The organism is Mesorhizobium sp. M7A.F.Ca.US.011.01.1.1 (assembly GCF_003998295.1).
Lineage (GTDB): Bacteria > Pseudomonadota > Alphaproteobacteria > Rhizobiales > Rhizobiaceae > Mesorhizobium.
Genome location: NZ_RZRT01000004.1, coordinates 44,496 through 62,973, shown reverse-complemented (window position 1 = coordinate 62,973; position 18,478 = coordinate 44,496). Strand labels below are relative to the sequence as shown.

Here is an 18,478-nt window from a genome sequence, read left to right as displayed (position 1 = left end):
GTTTTTCAATGGCGCCCTGCTAGATCGTGATCAGGCAGGGAGACAAGAACAATGAAAACGCTTCTGTGCGGTGCAGCGCTTTGCGCCGTCATCGTCGCGCCGGCCACAGCCGAAACGCGCTATGATCGCAGCCTCGAAAAGGCGGCGATGGGCATCATCGCTGGCAAGATGGGCGACATCCGCGGCGGCTTTTCATTCAAGCAGGTGCCGCAACTGGTGGTTCTGCCGGCCCCTGTTCCCGCGCCTGCGGTTGCCATCGAGCCTGCACGCGAGCAAGCTTCAGGAGGGCGTGAGGATGGGTTGTCTCCAGCCGTCGAGCGTCCGGTTCCGCGAAGCGTATTCTGAGCTGGAGAGCAGCAAGCCTTGATCGGGATTGCCCGATCGTTTCAATGTGCTTGCCGCTGTGCGGGTGATCTAAGAAGGCGCTGGCAATGCTACTCCGCCGCCACCAACTCCGCTTGTTGCGCCGGTTTCTCGGGGCGCCAGGATTGCGCCGCGTGGCGGGCGCGGTCTGCCAGGGCGGCTAGGCGTCCGCGCAGGTTTCGTCCACCCACCACTGACGACAACGTCACCGAATGCGTCGCAAAGCGGCGCTTGAAATCCTCGCCCCCGCAGAGAAAATCGATCGTGGTCAAGCCCCGGTCAAACGACCACTGGATGTAATCCATCATCAAGACCATGCCCGGCGAGGCCCGTTCGAAGGCCGGATCATAGGTGGTGACGAAAGCCATCATCGTTCCATGCTGCTCGAAATTGATCGATATGGCGATGATCTCGTCTTCGCGTTCGAGCACGAAGATGCGCAGCAATCCAAGCTTGGCCAGAACGGATATGAGTGCCGCCAGCGCGGGGGAACCTTCGTCGAAGAGGTCCGAAACGCGGCCGTGTTTTGCAAGCCATACCCGCTTCAGCGCCGCGACGCGCTCCAGCACCGGCTCGCGGGCTTCGTGCGCATCCATCAGGCGGAAACGCAGCGCGCCGCCTTCCTCCATGAATTTGTAGCCACGGCGATAGTTTTGCCGGGTTTTCTTCGACTGGCTTTCAAACCATTGTGCGCCGCGTTGCCCGGCGCCGGAAACTCGATAGCTGACCTCGCTGCGGTGGCTTGGCTGCAAGATATTGTCTTGGCCTGGGGCGGCGGGACCGAGCAGGGTCCGAAATCGGGCATCGGGCAACAGACGATTGAGGTAGGCAAGATCGAAGCCGCCATCGTCGAGGATATGTTGCCAGAGTTGCGGCAGGATCTGTGGCTCGGCATCGGGAGCAAGCAGGACATCGCCATAGTCGCAGTGATCTTTCGCCGCCCATTCCAGCATACGGATGCCCGAGCGCCAGAAGGTCGCGAGCGCAATGACGGCCTCGAGGCGCTCGCCGCTCCAGACCAGGCCGATCCTGAGACCGCGACGGTCCTGATGCGGTGTGGTGTGCCACCAGGCCGAGATCCAGTCGGGATGCTGGAAAACGAGGCCGCCGGCGCGTTGCCAGAGCGCTGCCCAGGCGGGCGCGATTTCTGCCAGTCGCGCTGGCGAGGTCGCAATTTCGATCCGGTGCGTTTGCGGCATCCGGAACACGGCGGGTCCGTTCATGGCTTCCCCCTTTGCGGCGATTGCTGTGGCTCGGGCTTGTCGGTGCGGAAATGTCTGGCGATCTGCCGCCACATCCGCTTCAGCGGCAGGACATAGAGGCCTGCGAGCGACTGGTAGTCGCGCACGTTGCGTTCGATCAAACCGAACTTGAAGTCCTCGTCGGGTCTCGGGACGCACAGAGTTCCGAAGAGCCGATCCCAGAACGAGAAGAGCAGCCCGAAGTTCTTGTCGTAGTGGCGCGGGTCGGTGCTGTGGTGCAACTGATGCCAGTGCGGGCACAGGATCAGATTGTTCAACGGCCCGAACGAGATCTTGAAATGCGTGTGCCTGACGAAATCCATCATCAGGATGTTGCGTATGATGTAGACGTTGACGCCGAAGACCGTCAGCTCGACGAGGTTCAGCGACACCAGCGACCAGATGCCGAAGCAGATGCCGGGAATCACACCGTCCCAGGCCCGGTTCATCAATTCGTCGAGCGGGTGGACGCGATCCTTGGTGATGCCAACCATCACCTCGGCCGAATGGTGGACCTTGTGCAGTTCCCAGAGCACCGGGTAGCGGTGCTGGGCGACGTGATAGAGATAGTACGAGATGTCGTAGGCAAGCAGCATGGTGATGGTGAAGATCGTCACCGTCACCGGCCCTGCCGGCCCTTCGATCAGGGGCGGCTGGATTGCCAGCAGCGTGGAGAGCAACCAGTTCGTCGCATAGCCGACGGCGCTGACGAAGACGACGCCGGCGGGCAGCATGAGGAATGGCATCAGCGCCTTCCGCGTCACCCAGAACAAAAGGTCGGCTTTCGCCGAAGGGTGCGTGATGACCTCATGCGGGACTGCGAACTCGAAGAACTCTTTCCAGCTCTTTTTCTCGACCGTGCGCCAGTAGGCGACCAGGGCGCTGACCAAAGCAGTCAGCAACAGAAGTCCGGTCGCCAGCAGGCCGGCGCCGGAAATCCGGTCAAGAACCTTGTAGACGATATCGCTGGCCATTTCCAAGGTTACCGCCTCTCCATCCGGGTTTTCCGGTCGTCGCGGTCATAACATTGAAGTCCTCAAGCAAATGCGATGAAAATTGGTTAAGAAATCATGAGGCTTTCTAGGTGTTTGGTATTTATCCGCAGGCGGCGAGGCCCCATGCTTCGGCGGTCATCCGTCTCAACGGGCGTAACGCATGGATATTCATAAGGATGGTCGGCGGGACGGAACGCCTCACCATCGTCGCGGTCCAAGATGCTGGGCGTGATGATGGGAACGGGAGACGAAATGCTTCCAGCCGGCGCTCTTGCCATCGTCGTCCGCTTTCGCCATGAAGGCCGATGAATTCCCCTCTGCCAGCCAGCGCACGCCAGCGGCTCGACGACCTCCTCGTCCAGCGCGGGCTGTTTGCCAGCCGCTCACGTGCCCGCGACGCGGTCGAGCGCGGCACGGTGACCGTCGACGGCGTCATTGCGCGCAAGCCCGGCCAGAGCGTTTTGCCGCAATCCCACGTTACCATCGATGATCCGGCGCAAGGCTATGTGTCGCGCGCGGCACTCAAGCTGATCGGTGGGCTCGATCATTTCGGCCTTGACCCTGCCGGCCGCGAAGCGCTCGACATCGGCGCCTCGACCGGCGGCTTCACCCAGGTGTTGCTCGAGCGCGGTGTGGCCCATGTCACCGCCGTCGATGTCGGTCATGGCCAGATGCATCCTGATATCGGCGGCGACCCGCGTGTGACGGTGATCGAAGGGCTGAACGCCCGCGACCTCGCCCTCGCCGATCTCAGCGGGCGTATTCCGGATTTCATCGTGTCCGACGTCAGCTTCATCTCGCTGAAACTGGCGCTGCCGCCGGCGCTTGGTCTGGCGAAGGCTGGCGCCAAGGCCATGTTTCTGGTCAAGCCGCAATTCGAGGCGGGCCGTGATGCGATCGGCAAGGGTGGTCTGTTGAAAGACCCCTACGACGCCTCCCGTGTCGCCGGCCTGCTGCAGGATTGGCTGGACTCCGTTCCCGGCTGGCGTTCGCTGGGGTTGCATTTGTCGCCGATCGAGGGCGGCGACGGCAATCGCGAATTCCTGCTCGGTGGGATCAAGGACCGATGAGCGCGCGCTTCAGCATCAGGAAACTTGGCGCTCAGGGCGACGGTATCGCCGAAACCGAGACAGGCGATCTGTTCATTCCCTTCACACTGCCCGGTGAAACGGTCACCGCCGCGCGCGAAAGGGAGCGCGCCATGCTGATGGCGGTGCTGGAAGCATCGCCGCTTCGCATCGATCCCGCCTGCCGCCATTTTACCGAATGCGGCGGTTGCGCGCTCCAGCATTTCGAAGCCGAAGCCTATCGCCAGTGGAAACGCGAAAAGGTGGCGCACGCCTTGAAGGGCAAGGGCATCGATTGCGAGATCGGCGAACTGGTCGCCTGCGCGCCGCAGACGCGCCGCCGTGTCGTGCTTGCCGCCCGCCGCACCGATACAGGCATGCTGCTCGGCTTCCATCGCCATCTGTCGCCAGAGATCATCGCCATATCGGAATGCCCGATCTCGCTGCCGGAGATCGTCGCTTCGCTCGATCGCTTGAGGGCGCTGGCCGAATTGGTCTGCGCCACCACCAAATCGTTCCGCATGACGGTCACCGTGACCGGTTCGGGGCTCGATGTCGCGGTTCACGAATCCGGCAAGCTCGGCGAGCACCAGCGCCGTATCGCGGCCAATTTCGTCATGGCGCAGGACTTTGCCAGGCTATCCATCGATGACGAAATCATCATCGAGCCGAGGAAGCCGGTCGTCATGTTCGGCAGCGTCGCTGTCGCCTTGCCCCCGGGCGCGTTCCTGCAGGCAACCGAGGCCGCCGAACAGGCGATGGCCGATATCGTCGGCGGGCATCTGAATCGTGCCAAGAAGGTGGCGGATCTTTTCGCCGGTTGCGGCAGTTTTGCTCTGCGCCTGGCCGCGAAGTCTGAAGTCCATGCGGTGGAGGGTGATGCGGCAGCCCTTTCGGCGCTCGACCGGGGATCACGCTTCGCCACTGGCCTGAAGCGGGTGACGGGCGAACGCCGCGACCTGTTCCGCCGGCCGCTGACGTTCAAGGAGTTGAATGCGTTCGACGGTCTGGTGTTCGATCCGCCACGCGCCGGCGCCGAGGACCAGTCGAAGCAGATCGCCCGCTCGGATGTTCCCTACGTTGCGGCGGTGTCCTGCAATCCGGTGACGCTCGCGCGGGATTTGCGCATCCTGCTCGACGGTGGCTACACCTTGAAAAGCGTCACCCCGATCGACCAGTTCCTGTGGTCGCCGCATGTCGAGGCAGTGGCGCTGCTGGAGAAGCCGAAGAAGAGGCGGTAGATCATTCGCTGGTTTGGCGACGCCGTGCTTCCGCGAGCACGCCCGTTTCCATTTCTCTCAATGTTTCCGACTTGCCTCTGTTGGGCAGCGACCCGAACACATCCTCGGGTCGCGTTGGGGAAAGACTGGAGCAGGCCGTGTGACCTGATCGTCGGTTGAACTGGAGGCAACGGATTTTTCTCCAGTGGCCATCGCATCAGACCCGCGTGCCGCCGACCGTCATCTGATTCATGCGCAGATGCGGCTGGCCGACGCCGACGGGCACGCCCTGTCCGGCCTTGCCGCACATGCCGATGCCGGTGTCGAGCTTCATGTCGTTGCCGATCATCGACACGCGGTGCATGGCGTCCGGGCCGTTGCCTATCAGCATCGCGCCCTTGATCGGCTGCGTCACCTTGCCGTTCTCGATCATGTAGGCCTCGGTGCAGCCGAACACGAATTTGCCCGAGGTGATGTCGACCTGGCCTCCACCGAAGGAGACGGCATAGATGCCGGTCTTGACCGAGGCGATGATTTCGTCCGGCTCCATGTCGCCTGATGTCATATAGGTGTTGGTCATGCGCGGCATCGGCTGGTGTGCGTAGCCTTCGCGGCGGCCGTTGCCGGTTGCCTTCATGCCCATCAGCCGGGCGTTCTGGCGATCCTGCATGTAGCCGACCAGCTTGCCGTCTTCGATCAGCACATTTCGGGCCGAAGGCGTGCCTTCGTCGTCGACGGTCAGCGAGCCGCGCCGCTCGGACATCGTGCCGTCGTCGACGACGGTCACCCCCTTGGCGGCGACCTGCTGGCCCAGCAGACCGGCGAAGGCCGAGGTCTTCTTGCGGTTAAAATCGCCTTCCAGCCCATGGCCGACGGCCTCGTGCAGCATGACGCCCGGCCAGCCGCTGGACAAGACGATGTCGAAAGTGCCGGCCGGGGCCGGTATGGCCTCGAGATTGACCAGAGCTTGCCTGAGCGCCTCCTTGGCGGCGTGCTTCCAGCTGTCCTCGACCAGGAATTCGCCAAACGCCTTGCGGCCGCCCATGCCGTAGGAGCCGCTCTCCTGGCGGTCACCATCGCCGACCACGACGGAGACGTTGATGCGGACCAGCGGGCGGATGTCGCGCACCATTTGGCCATCAGCGCGCACGATCTCGACATGCTGCCAGGATGCGGCGAGCGATGCCGAAACCTGCCGCACGCGCGGATCCTCGGCGCGCAGCCAAGCATCGATTTCCTGCAAGAGCTTTGCCTTGGCCTCGAAGGAAGGCGAGGGGATCGGGTTCTCTTCGCCATAGAGATGGCGGTTGGTGCGGGCGGGTGCCGCGGCAAGCGTGCCGGAATAGCCGCCCTTGACGGTCGAAACGGCATCGGCCGCGCGCAGCAGCGAGGCCTCGGACAGGTCACTGGAATGGGCATAGCCGCTGGCTTCGCCGGCAACCGCACGCAGACCAAACCCTTGGTCGGTGTTGAAGTTGGCGGTCTTCAGCCGGCCGTTGTCGAACATCAGCGCTTCGCTCTCGCTGTATTCGAGGAACAGCTCGCCGTCATCGGCGCCGTTGATGGTCTCAGCGACGATCTGCTTGATGCGATCGTCTGAAATGTCGAATTGGCCGATCAGGCTGTTCATGGCGCGTCCGTTCACAGGAGGAATGGGTCTTTGCCACGATGTAGGCGCGAAGGTGCACCGAGACAATCGTTCTGCCGCATTGTGAAGACAAAAGCGGTTTGCCAGCAGCCGGCCGATGTCACTTCTGGTTGATGAAGTCGGTGATGTCGCCGGGCTGTCAGGGGAGCGCGGCGAAGCCGTCGGCAAAACCCTTGAGGTCGACCGGGATGCCGATGCCTTCTTCCGGGGTCTGGAAGACGATGAAGGTGGCCGACGTGCCGGTCTTCAGCGTGTCGAGAAGCGGCTTTTCGAGAATGACCTCGGCATAGCAGCCGTCCTGGAAGCAGCGCACGAAATAGGCGCGGCCGATATCCTTGCCGTCGACATTGAGGCCGAGCCCGTTGGGCAAAAGCACGCCGAGCGGCGCCAGCACGCGCAGGATCTCCGCTTTGTTGTCAGCGGTGCGCAGCACGACGACCGACAGTCCCATCTCGGGACGGTCCTCGGCGACGACGTTCTGCATCATCACGCATTGTTCCGAGGTGGCGCCGGCCGGTGTGTCGCAGATGATCGACCATGCGCCATGCGTCGAGCGCACGGTGCCGCTCGGCTGCGCGGCGTTGGCCGTGCCGGACACGATCGCGGACAAGCCGATGCCAGACAGGGCGGCGAGAAAGATGACCTTCGCCCAGTTTCTCGAAAACCGAGAGTTTCTCGAAAGCCAGTAATTCATGACGGCTCCATTGCGAATCACGGCACTTTAAGCCGCGCCAAAGCCAAGTAAAGGACGAGACCGCACCAGGTCTGCCCCGAAAAAGCCAATAGGGCGCTTTTCCCTGCCAATTTCGCCCGAATTGCGACGTTCGGCACCTGCGGCCCGCGGGAATGCTGCTACGGGCTCACTGTAGGCGATTCGGTGCTGCCGCGGCTGCCGCCAAAGGCACATCCGGGCTTGCGCGCAAAAATGCCGCACGGTTTCGTCCGCTCCTTTCTTGCGGAGGGAAAAAGAGTATGGTTTGAACCAGCTTGAAACTGTCGGGATTCCCGTCCCGGCATTGTTCGTTATTCTCGTGGGTACCGCAGCGAGGAACTGGGAGACGATGAGGGCGATGAGAAATTTCCTGGCAAACGCCAAGGTTCCAGCAAGTGCCAAGTTTCTAAGTGCTTGTGCCGCTATCACGTTTTTCGCCGGCGCATCCGCCCATGCCGACCAGCCCAAGAACTGGGAGACAACCTTCCAGGCGCCGGCGACCGACATGATGCGGCAGATCGAGTGGTTCGGGAACTACACCATGTGGTTCATCGTCCCGATCACCATCCTGGTGCTGCTTCTGCTCGCCTATTGCATCGTCAGATTTCGTGCGAGCGCGAACCCGGTTCCGTCCAAGACCAGCCACAACACGCTGATCGAGGTGATCTGGACTGTCGGTCCGGTCGTCATCCTGCTTTGCCTGGCTATTCCCTCGTTCCAGTTGCTGACCGCGCAATATACGCCGCCGGAAGAAGCAAAGCTGACCGTCAAGGCGACCGGCAACCAGTGGAACTGGGACTACGAGTACCAGACCGAAAACACGCTCTCCTTCAACTCCGCGATCCTCCAGGACGGTGATCGGGCCGGCGCCGGCAAGGAGGACCGCAAGGTCTATCCGCGCCTGCTGGCCGTCGACAACGAACTGGTGGTGCCGGTCAACACCATGACCCGCGTGCTCGTCACCGCGACCGACGTGATCCACTCCTTTGCCATGCCGTCGTTCGGTATCAAGATCGATGCCATTCCGGGCCGCACCAACGAGACCTGGTTCAAGGCGGAGAAGGAAGGTATTTTTTACGGCCAGTGCTCGCAGCTCTGCGGCAAGGATCATGCCTTCATGCCGATCGCCATCCGCGTCGTCTCCGATGCGCAGTTCAAGACCTGGCTGGCGGCAGCCAAGACCGATCTGCCCGGCGCCAACAAGACGCTGATGGCCGAGGTCAATGGCCAGAACAAGGTAGCGGCCGCCGGCAACTGATGCCGCGGTTAGCAAGATTTAGGGAACGGAGCGGAATATGGCAGACGCTGCAGCTCACGACGGGCACGACCACAAGCCTTATCACGGCTGGGTGCGCTGGGTTTATTCGACCAACCACAAGGACATCGGCACGCTCTACCTGATCTTCGCGATCATGGCCGGCATCATCGGCGGTGCCTTGTCGGTCGCCATCCGCATGGAGCTGCAGGAGCCCGGCATCCAGATCTTCAGCGGTCTGGCGCAGATGGTCTACGGCATGAACGGTGACGCCGCGATCGACGGCGGCAAGAGCATGTACAATGCCTTCGCCACCGCGCACGCCCTGATCATGATCTTCTTCATGGTCATGCCGGCGCTGATCGGCGGTTTTGCCAACTGGATGGTGCCGATCATGATCGGTGCGCCCGACATGGCGTTCCCGCGCATGAACAACATCTCCTTCTGGCTGCTGCCGCCGGCCTTCATCCTGCTGCTCACCTCGATGTTCGTGCCGAGCGCGCCGGGCGCCTTCGGCGTCGGTGGCGGCTGGACGCTCTATCCGCCGCTGTCGACCTCGGGCCAGCCCGGGCCGGCCATGGATCTGGCGATCCTGTCGATCCACATTGCCGGTGCGTCGTCGATCCTCGGCGCCATCAACTTCATCACCACCATCTTCAACATGCGCGCGCCTGGCATGACGCTGCACAAGATGCCGCTGTTTGCCTGGTCGGTGCTGATCACCGCCTTCCTGCTCCTGCTGTCGTTGCCGGTTCTGGCCGGCGGCATCACCATGCTGCTCACCGACCGCAATTTCGGCACCACCTTCTTTGCGCCGGATGGCGGCGGCGACCCGATCCTGTTCCAGCACCTGTTCTGGTTCTTCGGTCACCCTGAAGTGTACATCCTGATCCTGCCGGGCTTCGGCATCATCAGCCACGTCATCTCGACCTTCTCGAGGAAGCCGGTGTTCGGCTATCTCGGCATGGCCTATGCCATGGTGGCGATCGGCGCCGTCGGCTTCATCGTGTGGGCGCACCACATGTACACGACCGGCCTGTCGCTCGACACGCAGCGCTATTTCGTCTTCGCCACCATGGTCATCGCGGTGCCGACAGGCGTGAAGATCTTCTCCTGGATCGCCACGATGTGGGGCGGGTCGATTTCGTTCAAGACGCCGATGCTGTGGGCGCTGGGCTTCATCTTCCTGTTCACCATCGGCGGCGTCACCGGCGTCCAGCTGGCCAATGCCGGTCTCGACCGCTCGCTGCATGACACCTATTTCGTCATTGCCCACTTCCACTACGTGCTGTCACTGGGCGCGGTGTTCGCCATCTTCGCCGGCTGGTACTACTGGTTCCCGAAGATGACCGGCTACATGTATTCGCCCGTCATCGCCAACACCCATTTCTGGGTCACCTTCGTCGGCGTGAACCTGATCTTCTTCCCGCAGCACTTCCTCGGTCTCGCCGGCATGCCGCGCCGCACCATCGACTACCCCGATGCGTTTGCCGGCTGGAATTATGTGTCGTCCATCGGCTCCTATATCTCGGCCATCGGCGTCCTGATCTTCCTCTATGGCGTGTTCGAGGCCTTCCAGAAGAAGCGGATCGCCGGCGCCAACCCATGGGGCGAGGGCGCAACGACGCTCGAATGGCAGCTGCCTTCGCCGCCGCCCTTCCACCAGTGGGAACAGCTGCCGAAAATCAAGTAAGGCGGCTGCCCGCTCGAATACGAAACCGCCGGTCCGCCGGCGGTTTTGGCCAACGGATGATGGACTTAAGTACGCATGGCCCTTGTCGACGACCCATTGATTGACGAAGCGGGCTTTCGCATGTCGGAAGCGACGGCGGGCGATTTCTTCGCGCTGCTGAAGCCGCGCGTCATGTCGCTTGTGGTGTTCACCGCCTTTGTCGGCCTTGTCGCCGCACCCGTGACCATCAACCCTCTGCTGGCGGTGATCGCCATCCTGGCTATTGCAATAGGTGCTGGTGCCTCCGGCGCGCTCAACATGTGGTACGATGCCGACATCGATGCGGTGATGACCAGGACCGCCACCCGCCCGGTCCCGGCCGGTCGCATCCAGCCGCACGAAGCGCTGACCTTCGGGCTGGTGCTGTCGGTGCTGTCGGTGATGACGCTCGGCGTGCTGGTTAACTGGCTGGCGGCGACGCTGCTGGCCTTCACCATCTTTTTCTACGCCGTCGTCTACACGATGTGGCTGAAGCGCTGGACGCCGCAGAACATCGTCATCGGCGGGGCCGCCGGTGCCATTCCGCCTGTGATCGGCTGGGCCGCGGTGACCGGGACAGTCAGCCTCGAAAGCATTGTCCTGTTCCTGATCATCTTCCTGTGGACGCCGCCGCATTTCTGGGCGCTGGCGCTGTTCAAGTCCGAGGACTATGCCAAGGCCGGCATTCCGATGATGCCCAACGTCGCCGGCCACGCTTCGACCCGCCGCCAGATCTTCGCCTATGCGCTGGTGCTGGCCCCGGTCGGCGTGCTGCCGTGGCTGCTTGGCTACACCACGCCGTTCTATGGCGTGGCCGCCCTGCTTCTGGGAGTCGGTTTTGTCTGGTACGCGTGGAAAGTGCTTGGCATGGCCGACGATGACCGCGTCATGAAACCGGCCAAGGCCCTGTTCGCCTATTCGCTGCTTTATCTCTTCGCCATCTTCGCTGCCTATCTGGCCGACAGCGTTGTCGAACGCGCGCTTGCCATGGGTGGAGCATGACCATGATCGAGGAAAAGCTCGAGACCGTCACGTTGACCGAGCGTCAGAAGAAGGCGCAGCGCAGCCGTTCTATCGCCATCGGTGTGGCGCTGGCGCTGCTGGTGGTCATTTTCTACATCGCGACGATCGTGAAGTTCGGCCACAATCTGGGCACGATGTGATGAGCGTCGAGACCTCAAAAAAAGCGGCTGGCAAGAACGGCAACGTCATCGTCGCGGCTGTCTGCCTCGCCTTTTTCACCGGCATGATCGGCATGGCCTATGCCGCGGTGCCGCTTTACAAAATGTTTTGCCAGGCCACCGGCTATGGCGGCACGACGCAACGTGCCGAGAAGCAGTATGCCGGCCGCGTGCTCGACCGCGAGATCACTGTCCGCTTCGATGCCAACATCGCTGGCGTGCCGTGGGAGTTCCAGCCGGTCCAGCGCTCGATGACGATGAAGATCGGCGAGACCGTGCAGGCGCACTATCAGGCGACCAACAAGTTCGATCGTCCCGTGACCGGCCGCGCCACCTTCAACGTGCAGCCTGAACTGGCAGGTCCCTATTTCAACAAGGTCGAGTGCTTCTGCTTCACCGACACGACGCTGAAGCCCGGGGAGACGCTGGACATGCCGGTGCTGTTCTACGTGGACCCCGACATCGTCAATGTGCCGGAGCTCAAGGACGTGAAGACGATCACGCTGTCCTACACGATGTTCCCGGTCGAGAAGACCAAGCCGGTCGCCTCCTCGGAGCCGGCCGAGGGCAATAGCAAGACAATTTCGAATACCGAAGCAAATCTCGGGGGTTGATATGGCAGACGCGCACGCAAAACCACAGCATGATTATCATCTCGTCGACCCGAGCCCGTGGCCTTTCCTGGGATCGGTAGGCGCACTTGTCACCGCCTTTGGCGGCGTCTGCCTGATGGAGTACCTGAAGGGCGGCTCGTTCCCGATCTTCGGCTTCAACATCGCCAATCCATGGCTGTTCTTCATCGGCCTCGTGATCATCCTCTACACCATGTTCGCCTGGTGGTCGGACACCATCAAGGAAGCGCATGAGGGCCATCACACGCGTGTCGTGTCGCTGCATCTGCGCTACGGCATGATCATGTTCATCGCCTCTGAGGTGATGTTCTTCGTTGCCTGGTTCTGGGCCTATTTCGATGCCAGCCTGTTTCCGAGCGAAGCCCAGCAATATGCCCGCACCGCGTTTACCGGCGGTGTCTGGCCGCCGAAGGGCATGGAAGTTCTCGATCCTTTCCATTTGCCGCTCTACAACACCGTCATCCTGCTGCTGTCCGGCACCACGGTGACCTGGGCGCACCATTCGCTCATCCATGGCGATCGCAAAGGCCTGATCAACGGCCTGCTGCTGACTGTTGGCCTCGGCATGCTGTTCACCATGGTGCAGGCCTACGAGTACATGCATGCTCCGTTCGCCTTCAAGGATTCCATCTATGGCGCCACCTTTTTCATGGCGACCGGCTTCCACGGTTTCCACGTCATCATCGGCACCATCTTCCTGTTGGTCTGCCTGATCCGGGCGATGAAGGGTGATTTCACCCCCAAGCAGCATTTCGGCTTCGAGGCGGCCGCCTGGTACTGGCACTTCGTCGACGTGGTCTGGCTTTTCCTGTTCGCCTCGATCTACGTCTGGGGATCAGTCGGCGCGGTGATCGAGGGCCACTGATCCTGGCCTGAGGAATTTCCATTTCGAGAAGGCGGCCGCGGCAACGTGGCCGCCTTCCTTTTTTTGGCGCAATGATCGCTGATCGATAGCCGATGCGGCTGACAATTTTCCGGGCCATTTGCGCATTGATGATCGCGGCACTCCCGGCCTTTGCCGGCGAGAAGGTGGATCTGGTGCGTGTCCACAAAGCCGAACGACGGCTGGAACTGATCGGCGACGCCAAGATCCTGCGCAGCTACGGCATCGCACTCGGTGGCGATCCTGTCGGGCACAAGCACCAGGAGGGCGATCAACGCACGCCCGAGGGGAACTATGTCCTCGACTGGCGGAACCCGAACAGCATCGCGCACAGGTCGATCCATATTTCCTACCCCAATGCCGACGATGAGGCCGCCGCCAAGGCGCGCAATGTCGACGCGGGCGGCATGATCATGATCCACGGCCAGCCAAACGGTTATGGCTGGTGGGGCTGGCTGCTTCAATTGGTCGACTGGACCGACGGCTGCATTGCGGTTACGGACTCCGATATGGACGAAATCTGGGCGATGGTGGCCGATGGCACACCGATCGAGATCGAGCGGTAGGCAATGAGCGGCGACTCTTCCAAGAGTGAAGATAGGGCGATCTGGCCGCCGATCGATCCAATCTCGGCCGGCCTGCATGGCCGCTGCCCGCGTTGCGGCGAGGGGCGGTTGTTCTCCGGCTTCCTCACCGTCGGCAAGCGATGCGTCAATTGCGGCCTCGATTATTCCTACGCTGATGCCGGCGACGGGCCGGCGGTGTTCGTGATCCTGATCATCGGCTTTATCATCGTCGGCCTGGCGCTCTGGGTAGAAGTCACGCTCAGCCCGCCGCTCTGGCTGCATCTGCTGGTCTGGATTCCGCTAGCTGTTGTGCTGTGCTTGACGGCGCTGCGGCTGATCAAGGGCGTGCTGCTGACGCTGCAATACCGCAACAAGGCGGCCGAGGGCCGGCTGGATCGCGGCGAATGAGCGAGGCTTCCGTTAAAACTGACGGTCGTTCGCGGCCGCGATCGGCATTGCTGCTCGGCCTTGGCCTTATGCTGTTCCTGATCCTGCTGGTGCTCGGCACCTGGCAAGTGCAGCGCCTGTATTGGAAGGAAGGCCTTCTGCAGACCATCGACCAGCGTACCCATTCGGCGCCCTTGCCGTTGGTTGCGGTCGAGAAAGAGTTCGCCGCCACCGGGGATGTCGATTATACGCCGGTTACCGTCACCGGCACGTTCCTGCATCAAGGCGAACGCCATTTCTACGCAACCTGGGAAGGTGACGCCGGCTTCAATGTCTACACGCCGCTGGCGCTCGACGACGGCCGCTTCGTCCTGATCAATCGCGGCTTCGTGCCTTACGATCTGAAGGACGCCGCCAAGCGCGCCAAGGGACAGGTGACTGGCAGAGTGACCGTGACCGGGCTGGCCCGCAACCCGCTGCCGGCGAAGCCGTCGATGATGCTGCCCGACAACGACGTGGCGAAGAACATCTTCTACTGGAAGGACCGCGACGTGATGGCTGCGAGCGCCGGTCTGCCGGCGGGCGCCGCGCTGGTGCCGATTTTCATCGACGCAGACAAGACGCCAAACCCAGGCGGCTTGCCGGTTGGCGGAGTCACCATCATCGACCTCCCGAACAGCCATCTGCAATATGCGATGACTTGGTACGGGCTTGCCGCGGCGCTCGCAGCCGTGCTCATCCTGCGGCTTCGCCGTCCCGCGAAAGACGAATGAACGCGGCTGATGCCCTTGACAGGGCAGGGGTGCGCACCTCATTTCGGCTTTGATCAACCGGCCCGAATTTAATGCTTCAGACAACCACCAAACCACCTCTGACGATCCGGCTCTGCCAGCCGCGCGGTTTCTGCGCCGGTGTCGACCGTGCCATCCAGATCGTCGTGCTGGCGCTGAAGAAATATGGCGCGCCGGTCTATGTCCGCCATGAGATCGTGCACAACCGCTACGTCGTCGAGGGGCTGCAAAGCCTTGGCGCCGTCTTCATCGAGGAACTCTCCGAGATACCGGCCGAACATCGGCAGTCGCCCGTCGTGTTCTCGGCGCATGGCGTGCCGAAATCGGTGCCGGCGGATGCGAAGGCGCGCAATCTCTTCTATCTCGATGCCACCTGCCCGCTGGTGTCGAAGGTCCACAAGCAAGCGATGCGCCATCAGCGGCTCGGCCGTCATGTGCTGTTGATTGGTCACGCCGGACATCCCGAGGTGATCGGCACCATGGGCCAGCTGCCGGACGGAGCGGTGACGCTGATCGAAACCGAAGCCGATGCCGCAAAGCTCTCGCCCGCCGATCCGCAGGCGCTCGGCTTCGTTACCCAGACCACATTGTCGGTCGAGGACACCGCCGGCATCATCCGCGCCTTGCAGGATCGCTTTCCGGCGCTGCAGGCACCGGCGGCGGAATCGATCTGCTATGCCACCACCAACCGCCAGGAAGCCGTCAAGGACACCGCGCCGGGCGCCGATCTCTATCTGATCGTCGGCGCGCCGAATTCCTCCAATTCGCGACGACTTGTCGAAGTCGCGGAGCGTGCAGGCGCCACCATGTCGCTTCTCGTGCAGCGCGCCGCCGAGATTCCGTGGAATGACATCGGCAACATCTCGACGCTCGGCCTGTCGGCCGGCGCGTCGGCGCCCGAAATCATTGTCGACGAGATCATCGACGCGTTCCGGCAGCGCTTCGATGTCACGATCGATCTGGCCATCACGGCCACGGAAACGGAGGATTTTCCGGTCATGCGGGTATTGCGCGATGTCGAACTGACGCGGGCCGACATGGCCTTCGTCAATGGAGCCGCGTAAGCCACATGGCGGTCTACACCGACGTTGCGGAAGGCGAACTCGGCGCGTTGCTGAAAAACTATCCGGTCGGCGATCTCCTGTCCTACAAGGGCATCGCCGAAGGTACCGAGAACTCGAACTTTCTGCTGCACACCTCCAGCGGCTCCTACATCCTGACGCTCTACGAGAAGCGCGTCGAGAAGGCGGATTTGCCGTTTTTCCTAGGGCTAATGGGCCATCTCGCCAACAAGGGCGTGTCCTGCCCGCTGCCGGTGACCGCGCATGACGGCAGCGTCATCGGCACGCTCGCCGGCCGGCCGGCGGTCATCATCACCTTCCTGGAAGGGCTTTCGTTGCGGCGGCCCACAGCAACGCATTGTGCCGAGGTCGGCAAGGCGCTGGCGCAATTGCATCTGGCCGGCGCCGATTTTTCGATGACGCGTCCGAATGCCCTCGCCATCGACGGCTGGCGCAAGCTCTGGAACGCGGCCCGCGCCCGCGCCGACGAGGTCGAGCCGGGCCTAGCCGCCGAGGTCGATGCCGACTTCGCCGATTTCGAGCGCAACTGGCCCAAAGACCTGCCGCAAGGCATCATCCATGCCGATCTTTTCCCCGACAACGTTTTCTTCCTCGGCGAAAAACTGTCCGGCCTGATCGATTTCTATTTCGCCTGCGACGACCTCTACGCCTACGATGTCGCCACCTGTCTCAACGCCTGGTGCTTCGAGAAGGATTTTTCCTTCAATCTCACAAAGGGCAAGGCGCTGCTCGCCGGCTACCAGAGCCTCCGGCTTCTGTGCGACCAGGAAAAGGCTGCGCTGCCGATGCTGGCGCGCGGTTCGGCGTTGCGCTTCATGCTGACCCGGCTGTACGACTGGTTGACCGTTCCCGATGGCGGGCTGGTGATGAAACGCGATCCGACCGAATACATCAGAAGGATGCGGTTCCACCGGGCGATCAAATCGTCTTCGGAATATGGATTGGCCTGATATGGGTATCATGAGCAAACAGGTTGAGATCTTCACGGACGGCGCCTGTTCGGGCAATCCCGGCCCCGGCGGCTGGGGCGCGATCCTGCGCTTCAACGGCACCACCAAGGAGCTTTCCGGCGGCGAAGCCGAGACGACCAACAACCGCATGGAACTGTTGGCCGCCATTTCGGCGCTGAACGCGCTGAAGGAACCGTGCACGGTCGACCTTCACACCGACAGCAAGTACGTCATGGACGGTATTTCAAAGTGGATCCACGGCTGGAAGAAGAACGGCTGGAAGACCGCCGACAAGAAGCCTGTGAAGAACGGTGAACTCTGGCAGGCGCTCGACGAGGCCAACAAGCGCCACAAGGTCACCTGGAACTGGGTCAAGGGCCATGACGGCCATGTCGAGAACGAGCGCGCCGACGAACTCGCGCGCGAAGGCATGGCGCCGTTCAAGAAAGGCCCGTTGAGGCCTGCAGCAGCGCCAAAGCCTGCCGCGCCGGCCAAACAACCGGCAGTCGCGAAAGTGCGGCGCTCGACCCAGAGCTATTGAATTTCCGGAGCGGCGCGGTTAGGCGCGCATCGCGTTATCAACGGTTGACGGCCGACGACAGGCTGCCTTGACCAGCGTCCAGCGGACGTAAGGTGCGTCGCAGTTGCTCCAGAATACGGAGTGGGAGTAATATTTCCTACCATAGAGCAAAATGCGATAAGGAAACGGCGTGGCAAACGTAGAAAAAATGAGCGTGGCCGTGACCCCGCAACAAGCAGCTGTGATGCGTGAGGCTGTCGAGGCGGGCGAGTATGCCACCGCAAGCGAGATTGTGCGTGAAGCGGTGCGGGATTGGCTGGCCAAGCGTGAACTTCGGCATGACGATATCCGCCGGCTAAGGCACCTGTGGGATGAAGGCAAGGCAAGTGGGAGGCCGGAGCCTGTGGATTTCGACGCGTTGCGAAAGGAAGCTCGGCGAAGGCTGGCGGAAGCCTCGCGGAATGACCGTTAGGCTGGTCTGGTCACCCGCGGCCAAGGCGGACCTCATCGACGTCTACGTGATGATAGGCAGCGAAAACATACGAGCGGCCGATCGCTATTATGATCAACTAGAAGCGCGGGCCTTGTAGCTGGCAGACCATCCGCGCATGGGTGTTAGGCGACCCGATATCAGGTCTTCCGTACGGATGCTGGTGGAGGCGCCGTTTGTACTGCTCTACGAAACGATTCCGGACACGGACGATGGCCCTGTTGAGTGGGTTGAAATCGTCCGTGTGGTGGACGGTTGGCGGAATCTGAACCGTTTATTCTAGCAAACTGTTTAGCGGATCAGCAGCGCCGTGCCCCAAAGCCCAAGCGCGAACACCGTGTGCGACACCAGGTTCAGCGCACGGATCTGCATCGGGTTGGGCCGCTTCGAGGCGGCCCAACCGGCGCCCATGCCGGGTGCCAGCAGGAACCAGCCGGCGCCGACGGTGACGATGCCGAGGATGAAGGCCGGCAGGAATGTCGGCGCGGCAAGCCAGCCCGCTCCGGCCAGCACCACCAGGATGATGCCGTAGACGATGCCGACAAAATAGTGAAAGGCCCAACCCAGCGCCTTTTCATGCGCGTAGGGCGCTGCACCGCCGATATCATCGTGAAAGACCTTGTCGCGGAGATGCCAGACCCAGCGCCCGACCGGTCCCCAGTTCGGCCGTGGCTGACCGAACGCCTTGTGCAGGAAAATGGCCCAGAGATCCATCGCCACCGTAGCGCCGATGCCGATCGCGATAGCACGCCAGAACATGTCAAACATCGAGGTCCCCCCAAAG

21 protein-coding genes and 1 pseudogene are annotated in these 18,478 nt (G+C 62.1%); 17 read left to right on the top strand and 5 right to left on the bottom strand.

Annotated elements, in window-relative coordinates:
- The first annotated feature begins 51 nt into the window (after positions 1-51).
- Positions 52-345, top strand: a complete 294-nt coding sequence (locus tag EOA13_RS07120; protein ID WP_127290872.1) for a hypothetical protein — start codon at positions 52-54, stop codon at positions 343-345.
- 89 nt (positions 346-434) lie between these two features.
- On the opposite strand, the gene EOA13_RS07115 is transcribed toward EOA13_RS07120, so the two are convergent.
- Entirely contained in the window at positions 435-1,316 is an 882-nt protein-coding gene (locus tag EOA13_RS07115) for a GNAT family N-acetyltransferase (RefSeq protein ID WP_245490322.1), read from the bottom strand.
- 266 nt (positions 1,317-1,582) lie between these two features.
- Positions 1,583-2,578, bottom strand: a complete 996-nt coding sequence (locus EOA13_RS07110; protein WP_164748752.1) for a sterol desaturase family protein — start codon at positions 2,576-2,578, stop codon at positions 1,583-1,585.
- Between the two features lie 326 nt (positions 2,579-2,904).
- On the opposite strand from EOA13_RS07110, the gene EOA13_RS07105 reads away from it, so the two are divergent.
- Positions 2,905-3,669, top strand: coding sequence for a TlyA family RNA methyltransferase (locus tag EOA13_RS07105; protein ID WP_127290868.1), 765 nt, complete (start codon positions 2,905-2,907; stop codon positions 3,667-3,669).
- Positions 3,666-4,907: a class I SAM-dependent RNA methyltransferase gene (locus tag EOA13_RS07100; RefSeq protein ID WP_127290866.1), complete on the top strand. Its 1,242-nt coding sequence runs from the start codon at positions 3,666-3,668 to the stop codon at positions 4,905-4,907. Before EOA13_RS07105 ends, EOA13_RS07100 begins: the two co-directional genes overlap by 4 nt.
- 196 nt (positions 4,908-5,103) lie before the next feature.
- On the opposite strand, the gene tldD is transcribed toward EOA13_RS07100, so the two are convergent.
- Together tldD and EOA13_RS07090 are read right to left on the bottom strand one after the other, a co-directional pair.
- Positions 5,104-6,516 (bottom strand): metalloprotease TldD, encoded by a 1,413-nt coding sequence (gene tldD / locus EOA13_RS07095; RefSeq protein ID WP_127290864.1) that lies wholly within the window; start codon positions 6,514-6,516, stop codon positions 5,104-5,106.
- 157 nt (positions 6,517-6,673) lie between these two features.
- Entirely contained in the window at positions 6,674-7,228 is a 555-nt protein-coding gene (locus tag EOA13_RS07090) for an invasion associated locus B family protein (RefSeq protein WP_023808613.1), read from the bottom strand.
- Between the two features lie 259 nt (positions 7,229-7,487).
- Between EOA13_RS07090 and coxB the strand changes: the two genes are divergently transcribed.
- The 14 genes and pseudogenes from coxB to EOA13_RS38585 all read left to right on the top strand — a co-directional run bounded on the left by coxB (position 7,488) and on the right by EOA13_RS38585 (position 17,977).
- Positions 7,488-8,504 carry a cytochrome c oxidase subunit II gene (coxB, locus tag EOA13_RS07085; RefSeq protein ID WP_164780007.1) on the top strand — a complete coding sequence of 339 codons (1,017 nt, stop codon included), beginning with the start codon at positions 7,488-7,490 and terminating at the stop codon, positions 8,502-8,504.
- Between the two features lie 37 nt (positions 8,505-8,541).
- A complete protein-coding gene (ctaD, locus tag EOA13_RS07080; RefSeq protein WP_023808611.1) occupies positions 8,542-10,194 on the top strand; it encodes a cytochrome c oxidase subunit I in 1,653 nt (550 codons plus the stop codon).
- A gap of 75 nt (positions 10,195-10,269) precedes the next feature.
- Positions 10,270-11,214 carry a heme o synthase gene (locus EOA13_RS07075; protein WP_127290860.1) on the top strand — a complete coding sequence of 315 codons (945 nt, stop codon included), beginning with the start codon at positions 10,270-10,272 and terminating at the stop codon, positions 11,212-11,214.
- A gap of 2 nt (positions 11,215-11,216) precedes the next feature.
- The gene (locus tag EOA13_RS07070) at positions 11,217-11,375 is read left to right on the top strand and encodes a hypothetical protein (protein ID WP_013532777.1); all 159 of its coding nucleotides are present in this window, start codon (positions 11,217-11,219) and stop codon (positions 11,373-11,375) included.
- Positions 11,375-12,007: a cytochrome c oxidase assembly protein gene (locus EOA13_RS07065; protein WP_127290858.1), complete on the top strand. Its 633-nt coding sequence runs from the start codon at positions 11,375-11,377 to the stop codon at positions 12,005-12,007. Before EOA13_RS07070 ends, EOA13_RS07065 begins: the two co-directional genes overlap by 1 nt.
- Before the next feature lies 1 nt (position 12,008).
- On the top strand, positions 12,009-12,890 hold the full coding sequence (locus EOA13_RS07060) for a cytochrome c oxidase subunit 3 (protein ID WP_127290856.1): 882 nt from the start codon (positions 12,009-12,011) through the stop codon (positions 12,888-12,890).
- A gap of 92 nt (positions 12,891-12,982) precedes the next feature.
- On the top strand, positions 12,983-13,474 hold the full coding sequence (locus tag EOA13_RS07055; RefSeq protein WP_127290854.1) for a L,D-transpeptidase family protein: 492 nt from the start codon (positions 12,983-12,985) through the stop codon (positions 13,472-13,474).
- Between the two features lie 3 nt (positions 13,475-13,477).
- Positions 13,478-13,882: a DUF983 domain-containing protein gene (locus EOA13_RS07050; RefSeq protein ID WP_127290852.1), complete on the top strand. Its 405-nt coding sequence runs from the start codon at positions 13,478-13,480 to the stop codon at positions 13,880-13,882.
- Entirely contained in the window at positions 13,879-14,634 is a 756-nt protein-coding gene (locus EOA13_RS07045; RefSeq protein WP_023808605.1) for an SURF1 family protein, read from the top strand. The genes EOA13_RS07050 and EOA13_RS07045 overlap by 4 nt, the downstream gene beginning before the upstream one ends.
- Positions 14,635-14,705: 71 nt before the next feature.
- The gene (gene ispH / locus EOA13_RS07040) at positions 14,706-15,716 is read left to right on the top strand and encodes a 4-hydroxy-3-methylbut-2-enyl diphosphate reductase (RefSeq protein ID WP_023808604.1); all 1,011 of its coding nucleotides are present in this window, start codon (positions 14,706-14,708) and stop codon (positions 15,714-15,716) included.
- Between the two features lie 5 nt (positions 15,717-15,721).
- Positions 15,722-16,684 carry a homoserine kinase gene (locus EOA13_RS07035; protein ID WP_127290850.1) on the top strand — a complete coding sequence of 321 codons (963 nt, stop codon included), beginning with the start codon at positions 15,722-15,724 and terminating at the stop codon, positions 16,682-16,684.
- A 10-nt stretch (positions 16,685-16,694) separates the two neighbouring features.
- Positions 16,695-17,225 (top strand): ribonuclease HI, encoded by a 531-nt coding sequence (rnhA, locus tag EOA13_RS07030; protein WP_127290848.1) that lies wholly within the window; start codon positions 16,695-16,697, stop codon positions 17,223-17,225.
- Between the two features lie 169 nt (positions 17,226-17,394).
- Positions 17,395-17,676 carry a type II toxin-antitoxin system ParD family antitoxin gene (locus tag EOA13_RS07025; protein WP_127290846.1) on the top strand — a complete coding sequence of 94 codons (282 nt, stop codon included), beginning with the start codon at positions 17,395-17,397 and terminating at the stop codon, positions 17,674-17,676.
- A pseudogene (locus tag EOA13_RS38585) lies at positions 17,666-17,977 on the top strand (type II toxin-antitoxin system RelE/ParE family toxin). Before EOA13_RS07025 ends, EOA13_RS38585 begins: the two are co-directional and overlap by 11 nt.
- Before the next feature lie 8 nt (positions 17,978-17,985).
- Here EOA13_RS38585 and EOA13_RS07015 read toward each other — a convergent pair.
- Positions 17,986-18,462, bottom strand: a complete 477-nt coding sequence (locus EOA13_RS07015) for a DUF2938 domain-containing protein (RefSeq protein WP_127290844.1) — start codon at positions 18,460-18,462, stop codon at positions 17,986-17,988.
- Positions 18,463-18,478: the final 16 nt, after the last annotated feature.